The following is a 25,322-nucleotide window of genomic DNA, read 5'->3' on the forward strand; positions in this document are numbered from 1 at the left end:
CATTAAACACGCATCGGCATGACGACATAAGTTTGATCTTGATGAGCAGGATCTTGAACCAATACAGATTGGTTTGCCTCAGTCATCGTCATTAACACATCATCACCGTCCAGCACATTCAATACATCCAAAATGTATTGTGCGTTGAATGACATTTCCATAGGTGCATTATTGTATTGAATCGCAAGATCTTCAACTGCCTCATCTTGCTCTGGATTATTGGCACGAAGTTGCAGTGAATCTGGATTGAAGTTTAAAAATACACCACGTAATTTTTCATTACTCAGAATAGCAACTCGCTGTAATGATTGTTTGAAAATATCATGTGCAATCGTAACTGTTTTATCACCGCCACGAGGAATAACACGTCGATAATCAGGGAATTTACCATCAATTAATTTTGTAGTAATACGAACAGTAATATCACCCTGCTCTTTATCACGGCTTGGAATTGTCAAAGTAACATTCAGCAGTTCACGACCAATTAACAACGAGAGTTGATTATCTTCGATACTCAATAGACGCTGTAATTCACCGACCGCTTTACGAGGCACAATTGCTTGCACTAACTGCGAAGCATTCGAACTGGCCAATGTTTCACAAAGAGCAAGACGATGTCCATCTGTCGTCACTGCACGAAGCTGATTTTCATCAATTTCCAGTAAAGTGCCTGTAAGATAAAAACGGACATCCTGAACAGCCATCGCAAAAGAGGTTTTTTCAAATAATCGTTTTAGTTCACGTTCAGTCACCTGAACTTGAGTCCCTTGGCTATTTTCAGTCGTTAATAAAGGGTAATCCTCAGCAGATAATGTTCCTAATACAAAGCGGCTATTACCAGATTTCAAAATACAACGCTGGTCTTCTGTGATTTGTAAATCAATAAGTGCTGCTGTCGGCAAAGATTTACAGATATCCATCAATTTACGTGCGGGTACTGTGGTTTGACCTGCTTGTAAACAGGCTCCCTCTACAAGCGTTGTACTCGCCACAAGTTCAACTTCAAGATCGGAACCTGTAATCGTCAGTGCATCTTGAGTAACCTGAACTTTGACGTTTGAAAGAATATTTAACGTATGGCGACGTTCTACAGCACCTACAACATGAGACAAAACATTGAGTAAGCTTTCTTTCGCGATCTTCAAACGCACGATGGATTTCCTCTAAAACAGTATATCGACGACAGACTAAAACACTTTAATCATGTACTATGCGGCAGAATATGCCGCATTGCAAGAATAGAATTTAAACAGATTTAGCTTTGTAATAAGCGCATTAAATTTTTGTAATCTTCATTAAAGATAGGATCTTCAGCACACAAACTCTGCACTTTTTCACAGGCATGCATGACTGTACTGTGATCACGACCACCAAATGCCATGCCAATTTCAGGAAAACTGTCGCCCGTTAATTCACGCGCAAGCCCCATTGCTAACTGACGTGGTCGAGCATAAATACGAGTTCGTTTAGGTCCAACCAGCTCTTTCAATGGAATACGAAAATATTCACTGACTACACGCTGAATATTTTCGGTGCTAATCGTACGAGCACGAATCGCAAGAACATCTTTCAGTGATTCACGCACCACATCTAAGTCGATTGGTGTCCCTTTAAAACGAGAAATCGCGACGACTTTATTTAATGCACCTTCAAGTTCACGTACGTTTGCCACAACCTGCTGTGCAATAAAGAGCGCACAGTTACGAGGCAAATCGATACCATTACTTTCAGCTTTTTTAAGTAAAATCTCAATTCGAGTTTCAATATCAGGCGGTTCTACCCCTACCGATAATCCCCATGAAAAGCGAGATACCAAACGAGGATCTAACTCGGTCAACTCTTTAGGATAGCGATCTGAGGTTAAAATAATTTGTTTAGATTCATCTAATAAGGCATTAAACGTGTAAAAAAACTCAACCAAGCTGGCTTCTTTACCTGCAAGTAAATGGATATCATCAACTAAAAGTAGATCTAGTGAACGGCAATTCTTTTTAAATTCTTCGACTTTACCTTGTTGAAGTGAGCTCACAAAATCCTGAACAAAACTTTCAGCAGTCATGTACATCACACGAGCATTTGGTTTAGCTTGTAATAAAGCATTACCCACTGCTTGCATCAAATGTGTTTTACCTAAACCGGTCGGACCGTATAAAAATAACGGGTTATGTTGAGGTTCGCCTAACTGAGTTAACACTTTACGGCAGGTTTCTGCCGCCATCTGATTTGAACGCCCTTCGACGAACAATGCAAAATTAAACAGAGGATTTAATAATCGTTTTTTTGATGTTTTTGCATTTTGCTGCTCATTGCTTTCTTTTTTTGCTCTGACTACAGGTGCTGCTGCTGAAGACTCAAGCGCTGCAGTTGTTGTCGCTGGTTGCTCTGAAGCAGATAAAATCGCGCCTGGTCGTGAGTCGACTAAAATTTCAACTTTACAAACACGTCCTTCAGACATTTGTTCTGCAAGAATGCTAATTAATTCTAAATGATGTTCTTGAATATAGCGTGTCCAGTAAGGATTAGGTGCATAAAGCTTTAAAACACCATCTACCTCTTCGGCAACCAATGGACGTATCCACATTGCAAAGACATTATCTGAGAGCTCTTGTCGCAAGCGATTTAAGCAGTCTGTCCACAGCATGTGAAACCCCTCATTCCATTTAAATTTAAAAACAACCCCATGAGATTGGGGAGGCAATCATACCCAAGTTATCCACATATGTCATGAGTAATTTTGAACTTTAACCACAAATAATCAAATTTAAAAGTCTAAATTTAAATTTAAAACAGGGTGTGGATAAGGTTTTCCACAAACTGTGGATAAATAAAAACAACAACTTATCCACAATCTATAAAAAATATGGAAACATAGTTATCAACAACCTAAGTATATATATTTTAAAAAAAATAATGCCTTATCCATAGAAAATTACAACCCTAATAATAATAGATTTAAATTTATAAATTTGAATTTATTTAATAGGATTCTGTTTTCTGTGGATAATCACTCCTTGTGTTTAAATTTAAATTCAAATTTAAAAAACAGCCATAATTGAATTTCATCTTGTGTATAAGTTTATGGATATTTCTGTGGTTAACTTAAATACTATAATAAAAACATATATTTATTTTGTGTATAAATAGATTATTTAACAAATTTGTATCTTTCTCGGAGTCAAGCAACTTTCATCAAAAGTGTTACACAATACTGTTTAATATTGACAGAACAAACAATGCACAATACAATCGCGAACCTTTATAGAACACCAACTTTGGAGTTTCGATATGAAACGTACTTTCCAACCATCTGAATTAAAGCGTAAACGCGTTCATGGTTTCCGTGCTCGTATGGCGACTAAAGCTGGCCGTCAAGTATTAGCTCGTCGTCGTGCAAAAGGTCGTCACAGCTTAACTGTTTAATACCAGTTTAGTTTATCGACGATTTGGGTGTTATGACACTTTATAGTTTCAGTCCAGAGGTGAGAATCCGCTGTGCTGCAGATTACAAAGGTGTATTTGATGGTGCGCTTTTTAAAGTGCATCAACCCCATTTCTTATTTTTAGCTACACCAACTAAACAGCCTAAAAGCCGTTTAGGTATTGTTGTTGCTAAAAAGAAAGTGCGCCGTGCACATGAAAGAAATCGAATAAAACGTATTGCTCGCGAAAGTTTTCGCTTAAATCAGCAAGATATAGATTTATTGGATATTGTGGTCATGCCTAAGGTAGGTATTGAGTCGATTCCGAATGCTGAATTGCATAAGCAATTACAATTTGCATGGCAGAAGCTACAGCGTCTTGTAAAAAAACATCATAAAATATCAGTTCCCTCTCCTCAAAGTTAGAGGTGGCCAATGGTCCGTATATTGCATTGGTTGATTCGTTTCTATCAAATTGCGATTAGTCCGCTCCTTGGACCTCGTTGCCGTTATTTCCCAACTTGTTCTCAATACTCGTTAGAAGCTATTCATATACATGGCCCGATTAAAGGTGTCTGGTATGCAACGCGACGGATTTGTCGTTGCCATCCGTGGGGTGGAAGTGGATATGATCCTGTTCCCAAAAAAGCAATTCGTTTTATTTCATTTCAGCAAATAGATTCTCAAATGACTCACGTTACTGTACCCTTGCGTGAGCGTTTATTGAACCAAAAATCACTCTAACCAATTGGGGTAATCGATATGCAACAATGGGCCAGGTTTGCAATTCTCGGGGCCATGTTTGTCACCGCATATTTGCTTATTCTTGCTTGGCAAAAAGACTATGGTCAAACTGAAACAACTGCTGCGACAGCACCTGCTGCCGTCGTTGCCCAAGATGTTTCTGCTGATCTGCCAACGAGCCAAACGACAGCGGGTTTAACTGATATACCGCAAGCAAATATTGCAGCTGAACAACAAGACACAACTACACCTGCAACAGCAAATCAACAATTAGTTGCTGTTCAAACTGATTTATATCATCTTTGGATTAACCCTAAAGGTGGGGACATTGTCCGTGTTGAACTACTCAATCATGATAAAAGTAAAAATAGTGAACAACCGTTCGTTATGCTTGAAAATGATGAGAAACGTACTTATGTCGCTCAATCAGGTTTAATTGGTTTAAATGGACCTGACAGTAGCCGTAGTGGACGTCCAACATTTGAGTTTGAAAAGTCGACTTATACTTTAGCTGATGCTCAAGCAACCACCAATAAAGATGGTGAAGCTGAGAAAGTGTTAAAAGTACCAATGGTATTAAAAACGGCTGATGGTGTTGAAATCATCAAAACGTTCACTTTCCAAGAAGGTGCATATCCAGTTAACGTAAGTTATCAAGTGATTAACCGTAGTCAGCAAAACTGGCAAGGTCAAATGTTTGGTCAGATCAAACGTGACAACTCTGAAGATCCAGGTAAAACTGATCAAGGAATCTTTACACTGGGCACTTATTTAGGTGGTGCTTGGGGTACACCTGATGAACACTATAACAAATTAAAATTTGATAATTTTAATGAAGAAAAGTTAAGTGTTGAGGCTCAAGGTGGTTGGGTTGCAATGGTTCAGCATTACTTTGTAAGTGCTTGGGTACCTGGTAACTTCGGTAACCAGCCGTATTCTGCAAAAATGGAGTCACGTAAATCTGCTGATGGTATGAATATCATTGGCTTTACTTCGCCTACCATTAATGTGCCAGCTGGCAAAACAATGACTGTTGATGCAACATTCTACTCAGGTCCAAAAATTCAATCTGAATTAAAAGACTTGGCAACTGGTTTAAATCAAACGGTTGATTATGGTTGGTTATGGCCAATTGCGAAATTGCTATTTTTAGGTTTGCAATTCTTCCATGGCATTGTTGGAAACTGGGGTTGGTCAATTATTCTATTGACAATTCTTGTGAAACTTATTCTTTGGCCTCTTTCATCTAAGAGCTATCGCTCTATGGCAAAAATGCGTGTGATTGCACCAGAAATGCAACGCATGAAAGAAGAGTTCGGCGAAGACCGTATGCGTTTCTCACAAGAAATGATGGCACTTTATAAGCGTGAACAAGTCAATCCATTATCTGGTTGTTTACCTTTACTTCTTCAAATGCCAATTTTCTTGGCTTTATATTGGGTGCTCATGGAGTCTGTTGAGTTACGCCACGCTCCTTGGTTAGGTTGGATTCAAGATTTATCTGCAATGGACCCATGGTTTATCCTACCATTGTTGATGGGTGTGACGATGTATGTTCAACAAATGTTGAACCCACAGCCGACAGATCCAATGCAAGCAAAAGTCTTTAAGTTTATGCCGATTATTTTCACGGTATTCTTATTGTTCTTCCCTGCTGGACTTGTGCTTTACTGGATTGTCAACAACTTGATCACGATTCTTCAGCAAGGTCTGATCAATAAGAGTGTTGAGAAAGCTCGCTTAGCAAAAGAAGATACAGCATCTACGAACTAAGTTTTGTTAGTAGCTGAATCGATCCGCTTAAGGTGATATCCTTAGGCGGATTTTTTTTGCCTTGCTTTGAGATCATTTCAATGACGAACCTACAACATCAAACCACTATTGCTGCGATTGCAACACCGCCAGGTCGTGGAGGTGTAGGTGTAATTCGACTGTCTGGTCCTAAGGCATATGCCATAGCAGAGGCTTTAACTGGTAAGGCACTCGGTCCTGCTCGTTATGCTGCATTTCGTCAATTTCTTGATGCGAATGGGCAAGTCATGGATGAGGGTTTGGTGATTTGTTTTCCAAATCCGAATTCTTTTACGGGTGAAGATGTAGTTGAGTTACAAGGTCATGGTGGACCGGTGATTCAAAATACATTATTGGGTCGACTGTTAGAGTTAGGCGCAATTGCAGCAAAAGCGGGTGAGTTTTCAATGCGCGCTTTTGAAAATGGAAAAATGGATTTAGTCCAAGCAGAAGCAATCGCTGATTTAATTGATGCTACTTCACAAGCAGCAGCTCGTTCTGCAGTACGTTCATTGCAAGGCGCATTTTCTTCTAAAGTAAATACAGTATTAGAAAAACTCATTCACTTACGATTACATGTTGAGGCGGCGATTGATTTTCCTGAAGAGGAAATTGATTTTCTTGCAGATGGAAAAATTTTAGCGTTATTGGAAGATGTGCAAGCATCAGTGGGTGCAGTACAACAATCAGCACGCCAAGGTCAACTTCTGCGTGAAGGTTTACAAGTGGTGATTGCAGGGAAACCCAATGCAGGTAAATCGAGTTTATTGAATGCATTGGCTGGTGTTGAGCGCGCGATTGTAACGGACATTGCAGGTACAACGCGTGATGTACTACATGAGAAAATAAGCCTAAATGGTTTGCCAATTACCCTGACGGATACAGCAGGTCTGCGTGAAACGGGAGATATTGTTGAGAAGGAAGGTATTCGTCGAGCGATTAAAGAAATAGAAAATGCTGATCTCCTACTCTTGGTTTACGATTTGAGTCAAGGTGAAGATCCGATGCATTTGGCAGATACTTACTTTGCTAATTATATCGATCCTAAACGCTTAATTTTAATCGCTAACAAATGTGATTTAGTAGATAGTGAAGCTAAAGTTGCTGATCTCCAAGGCTTTAGACACATTACGGTCTCAGCCAAGCAAGAAATGGGTGTTCAATCGCTTGTAGATGCGATTACAGCACATGCAGGCTTTCAGCCTGAAGAAGATACCTTTATTGCAAGAACCCGCCACCTAGATGCAATGAAGCGCACTCAATCTTATCTTGCGGAAGCTCGTGAACAACTTGTTGTTTACCATGCAGGAGAGCTTGTCGCAGAATCGTTACGTCTCGCACAGAATGCATTAGGTGAAATTACTGGTGATTTTAGTGCGGATGATTTACTCGGAAAAATCTTTGGCTCTTTCTGTATCGGGAAGTAAACGAGTTTTTAACTGTGGTTTAAAAAGCCCAGTAATGGGCTTTTTGGTTAATTGGCTAAAGGTAACTTGCTTGGCTTAACCATCATCTGCTTTATGAATAAAACAATCAATAAAATTGAAATTGCAATACAGAACCAAATCACTGCATTTGTAAGCCCAAAATGGTCAGCTAAATATCCTACTGCTAGGATGGGTAGAATCGTTCCGAGATAGCCGATAAAGAGATAAGTAGACATGACGGCGGCTCGATTGTGAGGTGTGGTCATGTGATGAATAAGTCCGAAAGCCCCAAGTAAAGCTAAGCCATGTCCAATCCCAAACAGACCATCGCTTAGGAAAAATAACCAGCTAATTTTAAACTCCATACAGAGGAATAAAGCGATCACGCTCATGAAGCAAGTCATGATACCGAGTAATAGGCTGGATTGCGGTTTGATTGATCTTGAAAAAAATTGTGTCGCAGCTGAAATCAGTAAAATGACAGTAATGGCAGAACCACTAATCAGTGGACCGTGCCAAGGCAAAATGTCTTTAACAAATGAAGGAGATAGTGAGGCGTATAAACTAAATCCTGCAAAAACAGCAAATGCAGTCAAGCTCAGTATAAAAAATTGAGTTCGATCATGTGATTGTGGTGTTAATAATTTGGGAGCAAAATTAAATTTTTGCACATCAAAAGGTATAGGTTTGAGTGTAAATAGACTAAAGAAGCAAAATATTGAACCTATCACAATGGGTACATAGGGTATTACCAAAGGATATGCAAAGAATTCAGCAAAAAATCCCCCAAATAAAGGACCTAACCCAAATCCAACAGCAGTAATGATTGAGCTTAATTGTGGTGCAATTTGTTTATGGGAAGTTGGAACAGTTTGAATAAGCCCAATAAGAGCAGATGTTGTCATCAATCCAGATGCAATACCAATGATAAATCTTCCCCATGAGAGAGACATTACATCGCTCGCAAAGATAGACATTAACAAGCCAATGGTGATAAAAATGAGCCCAAGTTGCATAGTTTTTACATAACCAATGGTATTACTGGTTCTGCCCAAAAACAGTAAGGTGGTCAGGCACCCTAGCATGTAGGAAACGAAAATAAAGGTGATATCGCTCGGGTTTAACCCCCATAATTCTTGGTAAATTGGATAAAGTGGGCTAGCAAGCGCTGTTCCAATGGTGCCGATACAGAGTGCGATACTTACGAGAATAAAATCTCGCCACGATTGGTTTTCATTCATTATTTGTCTTATAGAACAGCAGTGCTGATATGAAGATTCATTAGTCTATGTCGACTGTTAAGCATGAGTCAATTATCTTCAATCAGTTAAAATTCAACTGTCATATTTGGTTTCACGTGAAACAATTTATGAGGTTTAAAATTACATAAAAACTGATCTTTGTAGAAAGTAGAAGATTAGAATAAGCAATAATATCCATCAAACATATGCTCAACTTATGTATAAAAAAATTTTAATCAGTGCTTTACTTGCACTGTCTACAAGTTCTAGTTTTGCGAATATTGAATTGCTTCAGCAAAAAATTAAAACGCAGCACCCAAAATTGAATATTCAAAATTTACAAAAAACTGAGATGAAAGGTCTCTATAGCGGATCTTTAGACAATCAGATTATTTATATTGATGAAGAAGCTAAGCATTTATTCTTTGGATCAATGATTCGTATCGAAGATCAAAAAAATCTAACACGTGATTTGGTGCTGAAACATAATTCAGTCGACTTTAAACAACTTCCACTTCAAGATGCCATTAAGACTGTAAGGGGGAATGGTAAGCGTCAGCTCGCGATCTTTTCTGACCCAAATTGTCCATATTGTAAGACGCTTGAAAATAATTTAAGCCAGTTAAAAGATGTGACAATTTATACGTTTATGTATCCAATTAAATCTCAATCGATCCAGCCCTCTAAACAAGTTTGGTGCTCCGCAAACCGTGAGTTTGCATGGAATGCCCTTTTACAAAAGAATCAACAACCAACAGCCCAAGCTGATTGTTCAAACCCTGTTGAAAGAAATTTGGAACTTGGACGTCGTCTAGGTGTTCAAGGAACGCCAGCAATTATTTTTGAAAATGGATTTAAGGTAACAGGCGCTTATCCAGCTTCAGAAATTGAAAAAATTTGGAAAGAGCTGAACTTATAAAATCTAGTTCATAGAAATGAAAAAAAGCACCTTAACAAGGTGCTTTTTTTCGTTAAGATTTTTTGGTAACGAGGTTATAAATAAACAGAACGATAATTGCACCTATGACTGAAGCAATAAAACCTGCCGATGAACCTTCGGGATAAATATTAAGAAGGCGTCCACCATATGTAGCAAGTAATGAACCAGCAATACCTAATAACGTCGTGACGATGAAGCCTGCTTTATCGTCACCAGGATGAATTGCGCGAGCAATTAAACCTGCTATAAAACCGATAAGAATAGCTCCAATAAGTGAAAACATATTTGTTCTCCTTTTTATCATGAATTTTTATTGTGTCGCTCAAATATAGTTGATTATGTATCGATGTTTGAAAAGAAGAATCACGCTACATGTTGTTGTTATTTTGTTGTTTATAAAAAAAGTGGCATATGCCACTTTCTTAAAAAAAATTACAGACCGATTTCACCAATGAATGGAATGTGACGGTATTTTTGATCGTAATCTAGTCCATAACCTACGATAAATTTATCTTCAACTTCAAATCCTAGAAACTCTACTTCCAAGTCGATTTCTCTTCGAGAAGGCTTACTGATCAGCGTGCAAAGTTTGATAGAGTTTGGCTCACGAGTTTCAAGGATTTCTACCACTTTACTCAGCGTATTGCCTGAATCGATGATGTCCTCTACGACAAGAACATCTTTACCACGAATTTCACCATCAAGGTCTTTTAGAATTTTAACATCACGACTAGAAGTCGTTCCACTGCCGTAACTTGAAACTGTCATAAAGTCGAGTTCGTGTGGTTTTTCAATGGTGCGGCATAGGTCTGCCATGAAAATCACTGAACCGCGAAGTAAGCCTACAAGAACCAATTCTCGATCACTATTTGCATAGTGAGCATTAATTTGATTACCAAGTTCATTAACTTTCGCTTGAATTTCTTCAGCGGAAATCAACACTTTCATGTCAATGGTCATGGGTAGATACCTAAAACAACAATTCTAAAATTAAAAAAGGTGTTGACCTGCAACACCTGAAATATGCTTCGATTTTAAAACATATCCCAGAATGTTGCACCCTTTTTAAAAAAACGAAATGTAAACTAATGGTTTATTAATGCGCATCGCGTTTTAGTACGACAGCACAAACTAAGAATACAGCACCAATCAACACATATTTTTTAATTGGGTGTTGTGGTTGAGTCTGAGCATTAGGATGCTGATTGTTGATATGCTTTTTGTCCATAAATATAAGTCGCCTCAATATTTCGATCATCACCCATGGTAAACAATGCGAAAAGTGCATCTTCAATATTTTTAGCGCGTTGTTGTCTTAATGTTTGTAATGCAGTGGCATTCAAATTTAATACAACAAAATCCGCTTCTTTTCCAATATTAAAGTTACCAAGTTTATCCTCGAGCGCTAATGCTTTTGCTCCACCTAGGGTCGCATGATAAAGCGATTCAAATGCAGATAATTTATCGCCTTGGAGTTGTTGAACTTTATAGGCTTCATTCAACGTCTGAAGCTGATTAAATGAAGTCCCCGCACCGATGTCTGTGCCAAGACCGACTTTGACTTGTTTATCCCAGGTTTTTTTCAATGGAAACAATCCACTTCCTAGAAAGAGGTTTGAAGTCGGGCAGAAGGCGATTGCAGAGTTTGTTTGATGCATACAATCCCATTCATGCTCTTCTAAATGAACACAGTGAGCGAAAACAGATTTATTGCCTGTTAATCCATAGTGGTGATACACATCTAAATAGCCATTTTGCTCAGGAAAAAGCTCTTTCACCCAAGCGATTTCATTGGTGTTTTCACTCAAATGAGTATGAATATATACATCAGGATATTCAGTTTTTAACTGCCCTGCTCTTTTTAATTGTTCTGGTGTAGAGGTAGGCGCAAAGCGAGGCGTAATGGCATAAAGGTTTCGACCTTTACCATGCCATTTCTCAATCAATTCTTTGCTATCTGTATAAGCATTTTCAGCGGTGTCTGTCAGTGCTTCAGGTGCATGACGATCCATCAATACTTTGCCTGCAATCAAACGCATCTGGTATTGTTCTGCCGCTTCAAATAGTGCATCAACAGATTCTTTATGAACTGTACAAAAAACCAATGCAGTCGTTGTGCCATTTTTCAGCAGCTCATTGACAAAAAAGTGTGCAATTTGGTCTGCATAAGCTTTGTCTTGAAATTGGATTTCTGTAGGAAAGGTATAAGTGTTCAGCCATTCGAGTAATTGTTCTCCATACGCACCTACCATTTCAGTTTGAGGAAAGTGAATATGCGTATCGATAAAACCAGGAACAATCAGTTGATCTGGGTAATGCTCAACTTGGATAGAGGATTCAAGCTGACGGAGCTGTTGTTGCCCATCTTCCCAACGACCAAACCATTGAATTTTACCCGCTTGAGTAATCAATAAACCATCTTCTACGTAACGCACTTGGTCGTGAATTTCACGCGCTTGGGCAACCGTATTCTGAATATCTAGGAAGCGACCGCGAATCGCCGTCGATGCAACTACAGAAGACATTTAAAACCTACACTTTTAATTTTTTCGATTGATTGTAACTGATCTATCTTAATTAAACTGTATATCGTTTGCTGAGCCCCCACTCTGCGAGAATACGACGATAAGTAGTCGAAGATCGATCAGCCTCAAAATGCGCTTCCATCATTAAATCAAGTGGTAATTCTTCAGGTTTTTGCGATTCTACGATATCTTGGTCTTCGGCAAAAATTTGGGCATTAAAATCATAGACTGCTTGTAAATCTCCAGTCTGATCAAAATTACGCGTCAAAGGAACAAATAATCTGGTTTGATTGACCGATACAGGACAACACGCATTCAAGATTTTTAAAATCCCATTGTCTGGAAAATCTACAGTTAATATCGCTGAAAATGGTGGGTAAATATCAAAAGTTCTTTTCCACTCAAAACCTTCTGGCTCTAGGTGTTTCAAAGCATGCGGGTAATTACTGACACCACTAATATAAATTGTTTTTAAACCATAGTTTGTTCTCTCAGTATGGTATTTCGGTACAACTGGGTTGTTTCGATCTGCAAAAGCTTCGTGATGCACCCATGCAAAGTGAGCTACATCAATGAATCCTTCGAGTTGACGACCTGCTGAGCCTGCAATATCAACATATGGAGGTAAAATAGACTGATGATCAGGATGATCCCAAGTGTCAAGTTGGGGAATATTATTGTGTTGAAAATCACGTCCATGCAAGCTAGTCCAGACCAGTCCATATCTCAAAATTACTGGAAATTGGGTTAAACTAAAACGGTCAGATATCTTAGTTAAATCAGGTTGAGCAGGAATTTTTGTACACTTCCCTGCAAGGTCGAATCTTAGACCGTGATATCGGCAAATAATTTCTTCACCCTCTACCCATCCTTTACTTAGAGGTACACCACGATGAGGGCAGATATCACGCACTAATCGAATTTCCCCATTGTCAGTTTGGTAAATCGCCATTTTTACATCAAGTAAAGTGACCTGATGTGGTGTGGTTGAAACATCTTGAATACGAGCCACTGGATACCAATATTGCGCGAGAATTTCCCAATCTTGTAAGTCGAAACTACATTGGCAAGGTGCACTGAGTGGATTTAATGCGGGAATCATATTCATCGTCATTTCCTAAAAAAAGAGCTCCGAAGAGCTGCGCTAAATTTACTGAGCTTTTTTCTTTGGAGATGATGCAAGATCTTTGCCAACCGTCTCTTAACATTTAAAATTGGAGAGCTGAGTGGAAATATTAAATTCTAATCAAAATATATAAAGTGAATTCACCCATGGACTTATATGAGAAGTTAAGCCATTTAATACGATCTAATGTAGATATCTATGAACTTTTACAGTGTTTACGGCAGATTGATAGTGCGGCCTATTTTAGTGCGGGCTTGATTCGAAATTGGATCTGGTCTTATTTACATAATCAAAATTATTCCATTTTTGAAACTGAAATTGATGTCATTTATTTTGATCCTTCAGAAAAAATGGATGAGAGACGAAATTATTTAAAGGGTGCACTTCAACATAGATATCCTAATATTCATTGGGACATTACAAATCAAGCTCTGGTACATCATTGGTACAGAACTGATGAAGGTGCTCAAATTGATCCATATACTTCAGTACATCATGCTATGAGTTTTTGGCCAGAAACGGCAACCGCAATCGCCATCAAATTAATGGAGAATAATCATATTGAAATCCTCGCACCTTTGGGGCTTGAAGATTTATTTACTTTAAAATTAAGGTGGAATGATCGTTTGGTTTCACGTGGAGTCTTTGAACATAGGCTTAAGTCAAAATGTTTTTTGGAACGATGGCCTAAGTTAAGCATTGTGAATTAGATGGCTCATCTAAGGATATAAATAAAGCCTTCAGATGAAGGCTTTATTGAATTCAACAAAGTTTGACCTTATAAGGTCATTTGATGATGTTTTTTACTATAACGGATTGAAAGCCATGCAGTAATTGAAAGGACAATCACGATAAAACTTAATGAAATCCAAATTGGCATATGAAATACGTCAAGCATAAGCATTTTGAAACCGATAAAAATTAAAATAGCCCCAAGTCCATAAGGTAAATAATGCATTTTTGAAGCGGCTCCAGACAGTAAGAAAAACATAGCCCGTAAACCAAGGATAGCCATCAAGTTAGCTGTAAGGACGATAAAAGGATCAGTGGTGACCGCAAAAATCGCTGGAATAGAATCGACTGCAAAAATAACATCAGATGCCTCGACTAAAATCAGCACTAAAAATAATGGGGTTGCCCATAGAGCGCCATTTTGCCTTACGAAAAACTTATTTCCTTCCAACTGTGGAGTAATTCGCATGTGTTTACGTAGCCATTTCAGAATGGCCATATCTTCAATATTTGGATCATCCTCTTGTCCTTTAAGGAATTTAAATCCAGTGTATACAAGGAAAGCACCGAAGATATAGAGGATCCACGAAAATTCCTGAACGAACCACGCACCGATAAAAATAAAAATTGTTCTGAGAATAATAGCGCCCAATACACCATAAAGGAGTAATTGACGTTGAAGTGCAGGAGGTATAGCGAATGCAGCAAAAATCATTAGCCACACAAAGACGTTATCAATTGCGAGTGACTTTTCCAGTAAATAGCCGGCAAAATATTCCATAACTTTCGTATTGGCTACGTTTATACCAGCGGTATTTTCTAGATATAGCCATAGTCCACCACCAAAAAGTGTTGCGACAGTGACCCATGCAATACTCCAATAAGCAGCAGTTTTAACTTTAACTTCTTGACCTTCTTTTTGTTTAAAACCTAGAAAGTCAATTAAGAGCATAATCGTGACGATGCCAAAAAAAATGACATAAAGCCAAATATTGCCTATGGTTTCCATAGTGATCTCCAATACTGGCAATTGATTTTGGCATAAAAAAACCTCGACCAGTTGCCAGATAATAATTCTGAAACAACATGATCAAGGTCTTGCCTACACCATTTTGATTATGCATTTTAGATAATCGAAATGATGCTCAGATACCGACTTCTTTCAAAGTGTAATGACGATATTCTGACACAGTATTTAAGTACTGTTGGAGGAGGCTACTCCCCTTGTTCAAATTTGATAATAAATTACGTTGAAATCGTTTCATTTGATTTCGAGTGCACAAAGGATGACACACTTATAAGTTGTGTGCAAATTATTTAAATGGGTTATTAAATTTGTCTTTAAAAATTGAAATTAATAAGATTATTGCAATGATGATCAATACTACAATTGATATTAAATAGATATCCATTTCATTTACTCATTAATTTTTTAACAATAATAATACATTTATATATTAAAAAAATAACATTTAATGATTATGACTGACAATATATATTTTTGTTTTTTATAATATTTCTTTTTTTAAAATAAATTAAAGTTTTGAATTTGTAATTGATAGACAAGTTTGTCCCATTTTTTCATAGTGTTATGTAAATATGTCGTTCTAATCTATATTTAATAACGAATGATAGGATAATGATAATGTTAGAAATTAAACATCAAGAAAATGGATCAAAAGGTGAGTTTTTTATTGGTGAAGATGGCCATCATTTAGCTGAAATGACTTATTCATGGGCAGGTGAAGATAAATTTATTATTGATCATACTTGGGTTGATGATTCATTAAGAGGGCAAAACGTGGGACGTCAACTTGTTGACCGTGCGGTGGAATTAGCTCGTCAAAAGAATGTTAAAATCCTACCGCTTTGTCCATTTGCTAAATCTGTTTTCAACAAAGATGAAGCAATCCATGATGTTCTGTTTAAATAAAATCATACAGTGAGCGGTCATATGCAGTTTGAACATATCGATAGTGTGAAAGGCGGTGAGTTTTATCTCACGGACGCAGATCAATCAAGAATTGCAGAAATCAGCTATCGTTACCAAACTCCACAGATCATTATAGCTGATCATACTTGGGTCGATGATCGTTTACGTGGACAAGGAACTGCAAAGTTATTGTTAGATCGACTTGTAGAATTTGCTCGTACAGAAAAATTAAAAATTGTTCCAACTTGCTCTTATGTGGTTGTCATGTTTAAGCGTTTTCATAATGAATATCATGACGTTATCGCTTAAATATAAAAAAGCCCGCAGAGCGGGCTTTTTTATTTATTCTTTTGCTTTGAGTGCTTGAATGAGTTTTTGATGCAAACCACCAAATCCACCGTTTGACATGATCACAACGGCATCCCCCTCGCCTGCTTCATTCACGACATTTCGGATGATCTCTTCTAAAGTACGCGCTACCACAGCTTTATTCGGAGCAGCTTCAACAACAGGTTGTAGATCCCAATCTAAACCCTCAGGTTGATACCAAATCACTTCATCTGCCAATCGAGCAGAATATGCTAAACCATCTTTGTGGCTTCCCATTCGCATCGTATTTGAGCGCGGCTCAATAATAGCCCATAGTTTACGTTCGCCTAGTCGTTTACGAGCACCATCCAGTGTTGTGTCAATTGCTGTTGGGTGATGAGCAAAATCATCGAAAACTTCAATACCTCGAATGGTATCGAGGAGCTCCATACGGCGTTTTACACCACCAAAATTCGATAATGCTTCGCATGCAGTTTCAATGGAAACACCTACATGCTCTGCAGCTGCAATGGTTGCTAAAGCATTTGCAACGGAGTGTTGACCTGTCATCGACCATTGGACTGTACCTTTTACTTCGCCGTCTTTTAAGACTTGGAAATGAGTACCATCTGCAGAAAGTTGGTTTGCAGAGATAGTTGCTTGATCATGAGATTCAAGCGATGTACGGACGATCGGTGTCCAACAGCCTTGTGACAAAACTTCATCAATATTTGATTCAGTGATTGGTGCGATGATACGGCCTTCACTTGGAATAGTACGAACCAAATGATGAAATTGTTTTTGAATGGCAGCGAGATCATCAAAGATATCTGCATGATCAAATTCAAGATTATTCAGAATAGCTGTCTTTGGATGGTAATGAACAAATTTAGATCGTTTATCAAAGAAGGCAGAGTCGTATTCATCTGCTTCTACACAGAAATATTGACCTCCGCCTAGACGAGCACTTTCTTTAAATCCAAGTGGTACACCACCAATTAAAAAGCCCGGTTCCAAGCCCGCTTGATCTAATACCCAAGCTAACATCGTGGTAGTGGTTGTTTTTCCGTGTGTACCAGCAACCCCTAATACATGTTTACCTTGTAGCACATGGTCGGCAAGGAACTGTGGTCCAGAGATATAGGGTAAACCCTGATTTAGCATGTATTCAACGGCGTCAATTCCACGTTTCATGGCATTACCAACGATCACTAAATCTGGGTGTGGTTGCAAATGACTACGGTCATAACCTTGCATTAAGGTAATACCCGCATTTTCAAGTTGTGTCGACATAGGTGGATACACATTTTGGTCCGAGCCTGTCACTGTGTGCCCTAGGTCTCGAGCTAACAGTGCTAACGATCCCATAAAGGTGCCACAGATTCCCAAAATATGCAGATGCATGATGATTTACTCCACTACTCTTTTCGACACAAACATCTTTTTGGTGCTGTTGTCATGTGTTATTTGATTTGATGTCAACGATAACAAGGGTCTTGGTGAAAAGATAGTGATTATTAGAAGGCATTCCGTAAAATTTTGCAGAAATAAATTTTTAAACTTATGAGCTAAAATCTATAAATATTTTTAATCTAGTATGATGAAACGAAATGATTTAATCGTAGAATAACGCGGACGATTTAACTTGAGATTTAAATGATTTATTTACCTTTATTGCTTCTGATTTTAGCAAATTGCTTTATGACTTTGGCGTGGTATGGTCATTTAAAATTTTTGCCGCATGATGCCCCTTTATGGCAAGCCATTCTATTTAGTTGGATCATTGCATTATTCGAATACAGCTTAATGATTCCTGCAACCAAGATGCTGGCTCAAAATGGCTGGGCTGTGGGACAAATGAAAATCACTCAGGAAGTTGTTACGCTATTGGTATTTGTTCCTTTCATGATTTTCATGTTTAAACAGCCTTTCAAATTGGATTATGTATGGGCTGCACTTTGCTTATGTGGTTGTGTGTATTTTGTGTTTAGAACACCATGATTCAAAAGGATAAAGATTAACTAAAGTTATTTTCATATTCCCGAATTAATCTTTGACGATCAGGCTCAAATTCAAAATGTTTTAAGCAGCGTGCCAAGATTTCATGTGCCATTTCATGAGCAGCTTCCCGTAGTTCCGGTTCAGATACATTTTTTTCAATCATGGATAAGCATTTAATCATTCTTTGATTTAATTCGATATTACTTATACAGTCCCGTGCCATCGGTGCAAAGCTACTGTTAATAAACTCACGAATATCAAACATATCGACACTGATATTCGAGAAATTAAAAGTTTTCTGTTCTGGATCTGGCTGACTATCAATAATAATCCGCGTTAAGGCATTGATCGCACTAATTGCTGAACCCACATCATTAATTGCAGCTGACATCGCTTTTTGTCCAACCTCGCTCATGACCAATAAACCAAATCTTGGGTCTTGTAAAAAGCTTCGGTTCGTTTCGATAATCACGTATTCATGAATTTGATGTTCTAAATTTTTTAATTCTTCGTCATCTATTGGATTTTCCGTAAAGACTTCAATCAGAACCAGTGATGGGTCTACGAATTTCCCAGGAAGAAAAGCAAGATGAATATGTGCATTGTGAGTTTGAGCAAGAAGATTTAAGGACTCAATATCAAAATGAGTAAAATAACCTGTCTGTTTTGGGTGTATTTTGAGTTGGCTTTCGCCCAATGGTTTTTGTCCTGAAGCGCCAAAGTTGGGGTGTGTACGGAATGTACTTAAAGCTTGAGATGCTGCTGTTTCAATTTTAGAAATAGCATTGGTTAATGTGCCAAGCTGAGACAATGTTTGTACCCAACGAATCAGTGTCACAATCAAATAAATGAGAACCAAAATGGTACTTACAAATAAGACAAAACGACCCGAAACGCCATAATATTGTAAACCCAAAGCGATTTTTGCGATGACGGCATAGATAAATGCGGAAATAAAACTGGTAATTGCGAGACGAGTATTATCATCATTCATCATCAGCTTATAAGCACGTGGCGTACCACTTGAGGAAGCTGAAGCAAATGCGGCGACCATAATCGAAAGTGAAAATGTAGTGACCGCCAGCATACTCGAAGCAATGATATCCAGTAGGCTACTTAGTGTTTCAATACTGATATTTGGAACCGCGTGTGATGGAATAAAATAACGACTTGCGGTTGCAAATAGAGAGAAAAAAATCGCTAATAAAGCCCCAAGTGCTGGTGTAAACCATAAATTTTCTGCAGGGTTATTCCACCATAGTTTCAGTTTAAACCACATGCTATATTCTCCTTTTTATTTTTTAATTTGAATGGCTTAGTTCAGTTTTATGTAAATTCAATTTGTCTTAAATGAGCTAGACGTTTAAGGCCGAACAATGACCAATCATAAAATTCATTTTTATGTCTATTAACAAGTATATATTTTTAATCCTTATTTTATCAGCTTAACTTTAGACCTATTCATTTTCAGTCTATAATAGTGAGTTCTTATTAAAGCTTGGCTCTCGTCGAGATTTATCTCTCTTACTTTAATCTCTGGAAACATTGCAATGAATGCGGCCGCTTCACAAGACACTCCTCTCGTTGGAATTATCATGGGCTCTCAGTCAGACTGGGCGACACTCGAACACACTGCCAATATGTTGAATCAGCTTGGTGTACCTTTTGAAGCGGAAGTTGTTTCAGCACACCGTACGCCAGATCGTTTGTTTGAATATGCTGAGCAAGCTCGTGATCGTGGTATCCAAGTGATTATTGCGGGTGCTGGTGGTGCAGCGCATTTACCGGGTATGTGCGCAGCGAAGACTGATCTTCCTGTTCTAGGTGTACCGGTTAAATCTTCGATCTTGAATGGTGTTGATTCATTGCTTTCAATTGTACAAATGCCAGCAGGTATTGCTGTCGGTACTCTGGCAATTGGTCCTGCAGGTGCGACCAATGCTGCGATTATGGCGGCACAAATTTTAGGTTTAACTCGCCCTGATATTGCAAAGAATGTAGCCGATTTTCGTTTAGCGCAAACTGAAAAAGTTGCGAGTAAAAATATTCCTGGTCAAGCTTAATTCGAGAGAAATCTTATGGATAAAACCATCGGTATTTTTGGTGGCGGTCAATTGGGTCGAATGATGGCGCAGGCGGCACTTCCATTAAATATTCAATGTACTTTTTTTGAAGCAAGTACAGACTGCCCTTCTGCTGCTTTGGGTCCAGTGATCTCAACTCAAGCTGAAAATGGCTTACAGGATTTCATTAATAGTGCAGAAGTCTTTTCTTTAGAATTTGAAAATACGCCATTGTCAGATGTAGACGTATTAACTGAAACTAAGCAACTGCATCCCCCGCGTCAGGCTTTAGCGATTGCTCAGCATCGCTTGTCTGAAAAAGCTTTATTTGATGAGTTAGATATTCCAGTAGCACCTTACAAAGCGGTGACATCACTAGAAAGTTTACAAAACGCGGTCGCTGAACTTGGTCTTCCAATCGTACTAAAAACTTCACGTGGTGGTTATGATGGTAAAGGTCAGTTTGTCTTACGCACTGCGGATCAAATTGATCAAGCATGGGCGGAACTTGGTCCTGCGGGTGAATTGATTGCTGAAAGTTTTGTGACTTTCTCGCGTGAAGTGTCAATCATTGCAGTACGTGGTCAGAATGGTGATGTGAAAACATGGCCATTGGCTGAGAACCACCATCACAATGGTATCTTATCGCACTCGATTGTCCCTGCACCGAACAGTGTAGATCTACAACCTGTAGCACAAGATTACATCACTCGCTTGCTTAACCATTTGAACTATGTCGGTGTGCTGACGCTTGAGCTATTTGTGACGGACAAAGGCTTATATGCTAATGAGATGGCGCCACGTGTACACAACTCAGGTCATTGGTCGATTGAAGGTGCTGTGTGCTCTCAGTTTGAAAACCATATCCGTGCTGTTGCAGGCTTACCTTTGGGTTCAACTGAGATGATTCGTCCAACGGTATTGGTGAACATTATTGGTCAGCATCCAAAGACTGAAGATGTGTTGGCTTTAGAGGGTGCACATTTGCACCTTTATAACAAGTCAGAACGTGAAGGTCGTAAAATTGGTCATATTACCTTAATGCCAATCGATAGCTCAGAATTGACTACACTGTGTCGCCAATTGTCGAAAATTTTACCAAACCCATTAGCATTAAGTGAAGATATGACCATCTAGACTTTAAGTTGCTGATAAAAAAAGCGATCACACGAGTGGTCGCTTTTTTATTTATCTTGTTTAAGGCATGATTGCGCCTCTTTAAAAATCACTTGCCATTGGTCGGATGAAATTTTAAAAAAAATTGCATAATAATTATACTATTAGTTCTGATTAGAATACATATTTTGAACTGTGTATAAGTTTGATTATGGCTTATGTGAGCCATCTTAACTTTGAATTCAAAGTGGGTTTAAATTCAAAATAATAGGCTTGCAGGATATTTTTAATTCAAAGTTACTATTGAGGTTTGAATTCAAAAATGTATTTAAAGATTTATATCTAAATTCTTATCTATTGAGTAAATTAAATTATTTTAATATTTATAATTTTCAATGATTTAGGCTGATTTGTGGTATTGGATGACTGTGGATAAGTTTTTTAAATTTAAATGTTGTGTGGCGGTTTAAATTTAAATTCAATAACAAATGAATTTAAAACTAGGTTGTGGGTAAGTTTTTAAATTTAAATTTTCAAAATAAATTTAAAAAAGTAGAAAGTATGAATTTAAATTTACGATTCGATGCTTTAATTTTTAGAGTGAGCTGTTAAGGTAAAGACATAATTCCAACATTTTAGAATTACAGGGTCTTATGCAACGGCTTGCACTCACGATAGGTTCATTTTTTTTAGCGATGTCTCAAACTCATGCTGAGTTGATTATTAATGGTCAGTCTGTGACAGCCTCGCCATCCATGACGGCAACTGTGTCATCCGCTCCTAATTTTCAGCAATGCATCTCGAATTTAAAATCACAAGCGATCACTAGAGGGGTTAGCTCGGCGACGTATGATCGTTACACGCAGAATTTAACTCCTGACTATTCTGTGATTGAACGTTTAAATTATCAGCCTGAATTTTCGACGCCAATTTGGGATTATTTGTCAGGTTTAGTTGATGATGAACGTGTTCAATTGGGGCAACAGAAACTTCAACAGCATCGAGAAACACTTGACCGTGTAAGTGTGGCTTATGGCATTCCAGCTGAAATGGTGGTTGCAGTTTGGGGAGTTGAGAGTAACTATGGTGATATTTCTGGACGCTATCCATTGCTTCAAGCTTTGGGAACTTTAAGCTGTGAGGGGCGCCGTCAATCGTATTTTAGAGGTGAATTTTTTACCACCATGAAACTTTTACAGCGTGGTGATGTTCGGGAAGAACAATTGAGAGGATCGTGGGCAGGGGCTTTTGGTCATACTCAGTTTATGCCTTCAACCTATGATGAGCTTGCTGTAGATTTTGATGGTGATGGACGACGTGATCTAGTCTCGAGTATTCCAGATGCTTTGGCTTCAACAGCAAATTTTTTGAAGAAAAGAGGATGGCAAACTGGTCAACCTTGGGGATTTGAAGTGCAGATTCCTGCAGGAATGTCAGTTGTAGGTGAGGGGCGACGTAATAAGAAAGCATTGTCTTATTGGGTCAATCAAGGATTGAATAGAGTGGATGGCTCCCCTTTAATTCAGGGTAATCTTTCTGCATCTTCTCAAGCTGGGTTGCTTGCGCCTGCTGGCAGTGCTGGGCCGGTCTTTCTAGTATTTAAAAATTTTGATGCTATATATAGTTATAACGCAGCAGAAAGTTATGCGTTGGCAATCGCACATTTATCAGATCGATTGCAAGGAAAAGCTAAAATTGCAAAAGCTTGGCCGACTGATGATCCTGGTACATCAAGAGCAGAACGCCGAGAAATTCAACGCTATTTAATCCGGCGCGGTTACGATATTGGTGCGATTGATGGTTTAATTGGGGATAAAACTCGACAGGCAATTCGTCAAGAGCAAACCCGATTGGGCTTAAATCCTACAGGTCGAGCGGGACAGCAGATATTGAGTGCATTTAGAAATGAGCAGGCTCAGCTGATGATGCAATAAATAGGTTCTCGGATTAAAAAAGGTCAACATAGGTTGACCTTTTTTTGTGATGATGTTTCTAAATAATAGAGCGATCGATTTTAACAGCATCGAGTAAGTCAAAAATGACTAAGGTTACATCTTGACTTAATTCTCGATCGTTAAAAATTTCATAAGCTGTAATGGTGACATCTGTATCGCTTGGAAGCTGGCGTTGTTCCTCTTCAATTAAATCTTGAATAGGTAATAATGTTTGCTTAATTTGAATATGTAAGACGTCTTCGAATTTAATGTTCTCATCATCGAGTTCGATGAGTTGTTTATTGAAATATGGCAGTAAAATTGAGTAGAGATAAGGTTGAAGCTCGACAATATCAAATATTTCAATATCACGAGTTTCCTCGATCGTGCTGATATGATCATTTACCTCAAGAATAATATGATAATAACTCACGTCTCTCTCCTCTGATTAATTTTAAAATACCTTAACACGAATTCAAAACTATTCAATTAAATCCGTAATTTAATTATGGGATTGAGCTGTGGCGCTGATTTTATCGACTTTTTAGCAGTTCGAGGTCGGCAGTAGTCAATTTAAAATTGGAGAAATTCTGCTTTTCTAGAATTGGATACATTAAGGCATTGGGGTCATTAGTATGCTGAAGACCTAATGCATGGCCAAATTCGTGAGCTAATGTGATTCGAAGCTCATCTATAGATTGAAATTCATAAATATTGATTTCACGACCATTAAACTCGCCTTTGTGGAACATTTTGGCTTGAAAAACTTGGTTAAACTCATTAATAGCTTTACGCTGTTGGTGTTGGGATTGGTTGAATTTTTCAACTTTATCGTTGAGTTCTGTTCGTAAGATGTTAAATCGTTCAATATTGCTTTCAATCCCAAGCTTCTGCTGTGTGAGCCGTGTCTTAGAGTTATTGATCTGCTGAAGTTGTGAATCTGTAATAGATGTGTTTAAGCCATTAATGTGGTGGACGAAATTATTATGTTGATCTAGATCATTACTATAGTTGTGTTGCTGCTGTTCAATTTGCTGTTTTAAAAATTCAAGTTGTTGTGATTCTTGCTCTAGCTGTAATCTCATTTGGTCGGCTAATGATTTGCTATTTTCAAATTGCTTTAGCGTATGCTTTCTATAATTGGATTCATTTTGACGTTCATCAAAAATGAGATTAATTGTAAGACGAGCATTGGGGTCGTAAACGAAATACTTTTGTTGAGTTTGATTTTCCCAGATATTCGCTGCCTCTTGAGTTATTTGGCGTAATGCCACTGTATCAAGTTGAAATCTTGGGTCAATAAACCCAATACGATATCTTAGGCGTTGATCAATGGGGTGTTGAAGCCGATCTAAAATTGAATTGTGATTTAATTGAGGATGAATAAAACGTTGTACAGCAAAATATGCAACGCATAAAAAGGAAAAGATCAGAATAATGGAGCGCATCATGCGAGCAATTCAACTTAATTTTTATTCAATGTAGCCTAAAAAAACATTTTGGAAAATAAAACATCAAAATATATGAGCTCCAGTGTGTATAAAAATGAAAATTATTCGTAAAATTTAAATGAATGATGAAAATAAATATGAATAATGATTAAAAAACGAGTGAAAATTCATGTTTTTCATCTTTTTAGTCGAAAAAAGCAACACCCGTTGAAAATAAGTGAAATAAGGGGTTGCAAGGGAGGAAAAAATCTATAGAATGCACCCCATACCGACGAGATACACGGAAACGAACGAAGCAGGTTGCTGAGTTGTTAAGTGTTTCGAGTCCAGCTTCTAGCATTGACGAGATGTTAGAAAGATCATTAAGAGATTATGAAGAACAACTTGTGTGGATTTTTACTGGTTGATTGATCGATATATATTATCATTGATTGATGGTAGAAATTTCTCGAAGTTTATTTGAGCAAATTTTTTGTCAGTAATTGATGAGCCAAGATTGGTACACTATATGTACTATTGATTTTAAACTGAAGAGTTTGATCATGGCTCAGATTGAACGCTGGCGGCAGG

The 25,322-nt window shown here is 38.0% G+C and carries 25 protein-coding genes and 1 pseudogene; 13 read left to right on the forward strand and 13 right to left on the reverse strand.

What is annotated here, in order from left to right; genetic code table 11:
- Nucleotides 1-2: 2 nt before the first annotated feature.
- Entirely contained in the window at nt 3-1,151 is a 1,149-nt protein-coding gene (gene dnaN / locus BMW42_RS13860) for a DNA polymerase III subunit beta (RefSeq protein ID WP_092768709.1), read from the reverse strand.
- Nucleotides 1,152-1,255: 104 nt separating this feature from the next.
- Entirely contained in the window at nt 1,256-2,641 is a 1,386-nt protein-coding gene (gene dnaA / locus BMW42_RS13865; protein ID WP_092768712.1) for a chromosomal replication initiator protein DnaA, read from the reverse strand.
- 644 nt (nt 2,642-3,285) lie between these two features.
- On the opposite strand from dnaA, the gene rpmH reads away from it, so the two are divergent.
- From rpmH to mnmE, 5 genes and pseudogenes are all read left to right on the forward strand, one after another.
- The gene (rpmH, locus tag BMW42_RS13870) at nt 3,286-3,420 is read left to right on the forward strand and encodes a 50S ribosomal protein L34 (protein ID WP_000831329.1); all 135 of its coding nucleotides are present in this window, start codon (nt 3,286-3,288) and stop codon (nt 3,418-3,420) included.
- Between the two features lie 32 nt (nt 3,421-3,452).
- Nucleotides 3,453-3,845, forward strand: a complete 393-nt coding sequence (gene rnpA / locus BMW42_RS13875; protein ID WP_035268604.1) for a ribonuclease P protein component — start codon at nt 3,453-3,455, stop codon at nt 3,843-3,845.
- A gap of 9 nt (nt 3,846-3,854) precedes the next feature.
- Nucleotides 3,855-4,176 (forward strand): annotated as a pseudogene (gene yidD / locus BMW42_RS13880) (membrane protein insertion efficiency factor YidD).
- A gap of 5 nt (nt 4,177-4,181) precedes the next feature.
- Nucleotides 4,182-5,936 (forward strand): membrane protein insertase YidC, encoded by a 1,755-nt coding sequence (yidC, locus tag BMW42_RS13885; RefSeq protein ID WP_035268599.1) that lies wholly within the window; start codon nt 4,182-4,184, stop codon nt 5,934-5,936.
- 80 nt (nt 5,937-6,016) lie between these two features.
- Nucleotides 6,017-7,381, forward strand: coding sequence for a tRNA uridine-5-carboxymethylaminomethyl(34) synthesis GTPase MnmE (gene mnmE, locus BMW42_RS13890; protein ID WP_092768715.1), 1,365 nt, complete (start codon nt 6,017-6,019; stop codon nt 7,379-7,381).
- A gap of 47 nt (nt 7,382-7,428) precedes the next feature.
- Here the strand turns inward: mnmE and BMW42_RS13895 are convergent, their stop codons facing one another.
- Nucleotides 7,429-8,622, reverse strand: coding sequence for an MFS transporter (locus tag BMW42_RS13895; RefSeq protein ID WP_092768718.1), 1,194 nt, complete (start codon nt 8,620-8,622; stop codon nt 7,429-7,431).
- 217 nt (nt 8,623-8,839) lie between these two features.
- On the opposite strand from BMW42_RS13895, the gene BMW42_RS13900 reads away from it, so the two are divergent.
- Nucleotides 8,840-9,541, forward strand: coding sequence for a DsbC family protein (locus tag BMW42_RS13900; protein ID WP_092768721.1), 702 nt, complete (start codon nt 8,840-8,842; stop codon nt 9,539-9,541).
- A gap of 52 nt (nt 9,542-9,593) precedes the next feature.
- On the opposite strand, the gene BMW42_RS13905 is transcribed toward BMW42_RS13900, so the two are convergent.
- From BMW42_RS13905 to BMW42_RS13920, 5 genes are all read right to left on the reverse strand, one after another.
- Entirely contained in the window at nt 9,594-9,845 is a 252-nt protein-coding gene (locus BMW42_RS13905; protein ID WP_035268591.1) for a GlsB/YeaQ/YmgE family stress response membrane protein, read from the reverse strand.
- Between the two features lie 149 nt (nt 9,846-9,994).
- Complete coding sequence (gene hpt, locus BMW42_RS13910; protein ID WP_035268589.1) at nt 9,995-10,522, reverse strand: hypoxanthine phosphoribosyltransferase; 528 nt, start codon at nt 10,520-10,522, stop codon at nt 9,995-9,997.
- 136 nt (nt 10,523-10,658) lie between these two features.
- Nucleotides 10,659-10,790, reverse strand: coding sequence for a hypothetical protein (locus tag BMW42_RS14940; protein ID WP_257219949.1), 132 nt, complete (start codon nt 10,788-10,790; stop codon nt 10,659-10,661).
- Nucleotides 10,756-12,087, reverse strand: a complete 1,332-nt coding sequence (gene guaD, locus BMW42_RS13915; protein WP_092768725.1) for a guanine deaminase — start codon at nt 12,085-12,087, stop codon at nt 10,756-10,758. The genes BMW42_RS14940 and guaD overlap by 35 nt, the downstream gene beginning before the upstream one ends.
- A 52-nt stretch (nt 12,088-12,139) precedes the next feature.
- Nucleotides 12,140-13,195 carry an aromatic ring-hydroxylating oxygenase subunit alpha gene (locus BMW42_RS13920; protein WP_092768728.1) on the reverse strand — a complete coding sequence of 352 codons (1,056 nt, stop codon included), beginning with the start codon at nt 13,193-13,195 and terminating at the stop codon, nt 12,140-12,142.
- Between the two features lie 164 nt (nt 13,196-13,359).
- On the opposite strand from BMW42_RS13920, the gene BMW42_RS13925 reads away from it, so the two are divergent.
- Complete coding sequence (locus BMW42_RS13925) at nt 13,360-13,923, forward strand: nucleotidyltransferase family protein (RefSeq protein WP_092768731.1); 564 nt, start codon at nt 13,360-13,362, stop codon at nt 13,921-13,923.
- 68 nt (nt 13,924-13,991) lie between these two features.
- Here BMW42_RS13925 and BMW42_RS13930 read toward each other — a convergent pair whose 3' ends face one another.
- On the reverse strand, nt 13,992-14,954 hold the full coding sequence (locus BMW42_RS13930; RefSeq protein ID WP_092768734.1) for a TerC family protein: 963 nt from the start codon (nt 14,952-14,954) through the stop codon (nt 13,992-13,994).
- 636 nt (nt 14,955-15,590) lie between these two features.
- Here BMW42_RS13930 and BMW42_RS13935 point away from each other — a divergent pair.
- Together BMW42_RS13935 and BMW42_RS13940 are read left to right on the forward strand one after the other, a co-directional pair.
- A complete protein-coding gene (locus BMW42_RS13935) occupies nt 15,591-15,878 on the forward strand; it encodes a GNAT family N-acetyltransferase (protein WP_035268578.1) in 288 nt (95 codons plus the stop codon).
- A gap of 21 nt (nt 15,879-15,899) precedes the next feature.
- Nucleotides 15,900-16,187 carry a GNAT family N-acetyltransferase gene (locus BMW42_RS13940; protein ID WP_035268576.1) on the forward strand — a complete coding sequence of 96 codons (288 nt, stop codon included), beginning with the start codon at nt 15,900-15,902 and terminating at the stop codon, nt 16,185-16,187.
- Nucleotides 16,188-16,220: 33 nt separating this feature from the next.
- On the opposite strand, the gene mpl is transcribed toward BMW42_RS13940, so the two are convergent.
- Entirely contained in the window at nt 16,221-17,591 is a 1,371-nt protein-coding gene (gene mpl, locus BMW42_RS13945; RefSeq protein ID WP_092768737.1) for a UDP-N-acetylmuramate:L-alanyl-gamma-D-glutamyl-meso-diaminopimelate ligase, read from the reverse strand.
- Nucleotides 17,592-17,843: 252 nt separating this feature from the next.
- Between mpl and BMW42_RS13950 the strand changes: the two genes are divergently transcribed.
- Complete coding sequence (locus BMW42_RS13950; RefSeq protein WP_035270328.1) at nt 17,844-18,188, forward strand: DMT family protein; 345 nt, start codon at nt 17,844-17,846, stop codon at nt 18,186-18,188.
- Between the two features lie 16 nt (nt 18,189-18,204).
- Here the strand turns inward: BMW42_RS13950 and BMW42_RS13955 are convergent, their stop codons facing one another.
- Nucleotides 18,205-19,467 (reverse strand): DUF2254 domain-containing protein, encoded by a 1,263-nt coding sequence (locus tag BMW42_RS13955; RefSeq protein WP_092768740.1) that lies wholly within the window; start codon nt 19,465-19,467, stop codon nt 18,205-18,207.
- A gap of 271 nt (nt 19,468-19,738) precedes the next feature.
- Between BMW42_RS13955 and purE the strand changes: the two genes are divergently transcribed.
- The 3 genes from purE to BMW42_RS13970 all read left to right on the forward strand — a co-directional run bounded on the left by purE (nt 19,739) and on the right by BMW42_RS13970 (nt 23,301).
- Nucleotides 19,739-20,251, forward strand: coding sequence for a 5-(carboxyamino)imidazole ribonucleotide mutase (gene purE, locus BMW42_RS13960; protein ID WP_035270333.1), 513 nt, complete (start codon nt 19,739-19,741; stop codon nt 20,249-20,251).
- Nucleotides 20,252-20,266: 15 nt separating this feature from the next.
- The gene (locus BMW42_RS13965) at nt 20,267-21,388 is read left to right on the forward strand and encodes a 5-(carboxyamino)imidazole ribonucleotide synthase (RefSeq protein WP_035270336.1); all 1,122 of its coding nucleotides are present in this window, start codon (nt 20,267-20,269) and stop codon (nt 21,386-21,388) included.
- A 632-nt stretch (nt 21,389-22,020) separates the two neighbouring features.
- Complete coding sequence (locus BMW42_RS13970) at nt 22,021-23,301, forward strand: lytic murein transglycosylase (RefSeq protein ID WP_092768743.1); 1,281 nt, start codon at nt 22,021-22,023, stop codon at nt 23,299-23,301.
- Nucleotides 23,302-23,359: 58 nt separating this feature from the next.
- Here the strand turns inward: BMW42_RS13970 and BMW42_RS13975 are convergent, their stop codons facing one another.
- Both BMW42_RS13975 and BMW42_RS13980 read right to left on the reverse strand, forming a co-directional pair.
- Complete coding sequence (locus BMW42_RS13975; protein ID WP_035270344.1) at nt 23,360-23,734, reverse strand: hypothetical protein; 375 nt, start codon at nt 23,732-23,734, stop codon at nt 23,360-23,362.
- Nucleotides 23,735-23,834: 100 nt separating this feature from the next.
- Complete coding sequence (locus BMW42_RS13980) at nt 23,835-24,752, reverse strand: matrixin family metalloprotease (RefSeq protein ID WP_092768746.1); 918 nt, start codon at nt 24,750-24,752, stop codon at nt 23,835-23,837.
- Between the last annotated feature and the right edge of the window lie 570 nt (nt 24,753-25,322).

This window comes from Acinetobacter sp. DSM 11652, assembly GCF_900109815.1.
Taxonomy (GTDB): Bacteria; Pseudomonadota; Gammaproteobacteria; order Pseudomonadales; family Moraxellaceae; genus Acinetobacter.

Bases quoted from the DNA above. Each gene is read 5' to 3' on its own strand.
- dnaA (WP_092768712.1), bottom strand. From the start codon at position 2,641: ATGCTGTGGACAGACTGCTTAAATCGCTTGCGACAAGAGCTCTCAGAT.
- rpmH (WP_000831329.1), top strand. From the start codon at position 3,286: ATGAAACGTACTTTCCAACCATCTGAATTAAAGCGTAAACGCGTTCAT.
- rnpA (WP_035268604.1), top strand. From the start codon at position 3,453: ATGACACTTTATAGTTTCAGTCCAGAGGTGAGAATCCGCTGTGCTGCA.
- yidC (WP_035268599.1), top strand. From the start codon at position 4,182: ATGCAACAATGGGCCAGGTTTGCAATTCTCGGGGCCATGTTTGTCACC.
- mnmE (WP_092768715.1), top strand. From the start codon at position 6,017: ATGACGAACCTACAACATCAAACCACTATTGCTGCGATTGCAACACCG.
- BMW42_RS13895 (WP_092768718.1), bottom strand. From the start codon at position 8,622: ATGAATGAAAACCAATCGTGGCGAGATTTTATTCTCGTAAGTATCGCA.
- BMW42_RS13900 (WP_092768721.1), top strand. From the start codon at position 8,840: ATGTATAAAAAAATTTTAATCAGTGCTTTACTTGCACTGTCTACAAGT.
- BMW42_RS13905 (WP_035268591.1), bottom strand. From the start codon at position 9,845: ATGTTTTCACTTATTGGAGCTATTCTTATCGGTTTTATAGCAGGTTTA.
- hpt (WP_035268589.1), bottom strand. From the start codon at position 10,522: ATGACCATTGACATGAAAGTGTTGATTTCCGCTGAAGAAATTCAAGCG.
- BMW42_RS14940 (WP_257219949.1), bottom strand. From the start codon at position 10,790: ATGGACAAAAAGCATATCAACAATCAGCATCCTAATGCTCAGACTCAA.
- guaD (WP_092768725.1), bottom strand. From the start codon at position 12,087: ATGTCTTCTGTAGTTGCATCGACGGCGATTCGCGGTCGCTTCCTAGAT.
- BMW42_RS13920 (WP_092768728.1), bottom strand. From the start codon at position 13,195: ATGAATATGATTCCCGCATTAAATCCACTCAGTGCACCTTGCCAATGT.
- BMW42_RS13925 (WP_092768731.1), top strand. From the start codon at position 13,360: ATGGACTTATATGAGAAGTTAAGCCATTTAATACGATCTAATGTAGAT.
- BMW42_RS13930 (WP_092768734.1), bottom strand. From the start codon at position 14,954: ATGGAAACCATAGGCAATATTTGGCTTTATGTCATTTTTTTTGGCATC.
- BMW42_RS13935 (WP_035268578.1), top strand. From the start codon at position 15,591: ATGTTAGAAATTAAACATCAAGAAAATGGATCAAAAGGTGAGTTTTTT.
- BMW42_RS13940 (WP_035268576.1), top strand. From the start codon at position 15,900: ATGCAGTTTGAACATATCGATAGTGTGAAAGGCGGTGAGTTTTATCTC.
- mpl (WP_092768737.1), bottom strand. From the start codon at position 17,591: ATGCATCTGCATATTTTGGGAATCTGTGGCACCTTTATGGGATCGTTA.
- BMW42_RS13950 (WP_035270328.1), top strand. From the start codon at position 17,844: ATGATTTATTTACCTTTATTGCTTCTGATTTTAGCAAATTGCTTTATG.
- BMW42_RS13955 (WP_092768740.1), bottom strand. From the start codon at position 19,467: ATGTGGTTTAAACTGAAACTATGGTGGAATAACCCTGCAGAAAATTTA.
- purE (WP_035270333.1), top strand. From the start codon at position 19,739: ATGAATGCGGCCGCTTCACAAGACACTCCTCTCGTTGGAATTATCATG.
- BMW42_RS13965 (WP_035270336.1), top strand. From the start codon at position 20,267: ATGGATAAAACCATCGGTATTTTTGGTGGCGGTCAATTGGGTCGAATG.
- BMW42_RS13970 (WP_092768743.1), top strand. From the start codon at position 22,021: ATGCAACGGCTTGCACTCACGATAGGTTCATTTTTTTTAGCGATGTCT.
- BMW42_RS13980 (WP_092768746.1), bottom strand. From the start codon at position 24,752: ATGATGCGCTCCATTATTCTGATCTTTTCCTTTTTATGCGTTGCATAT.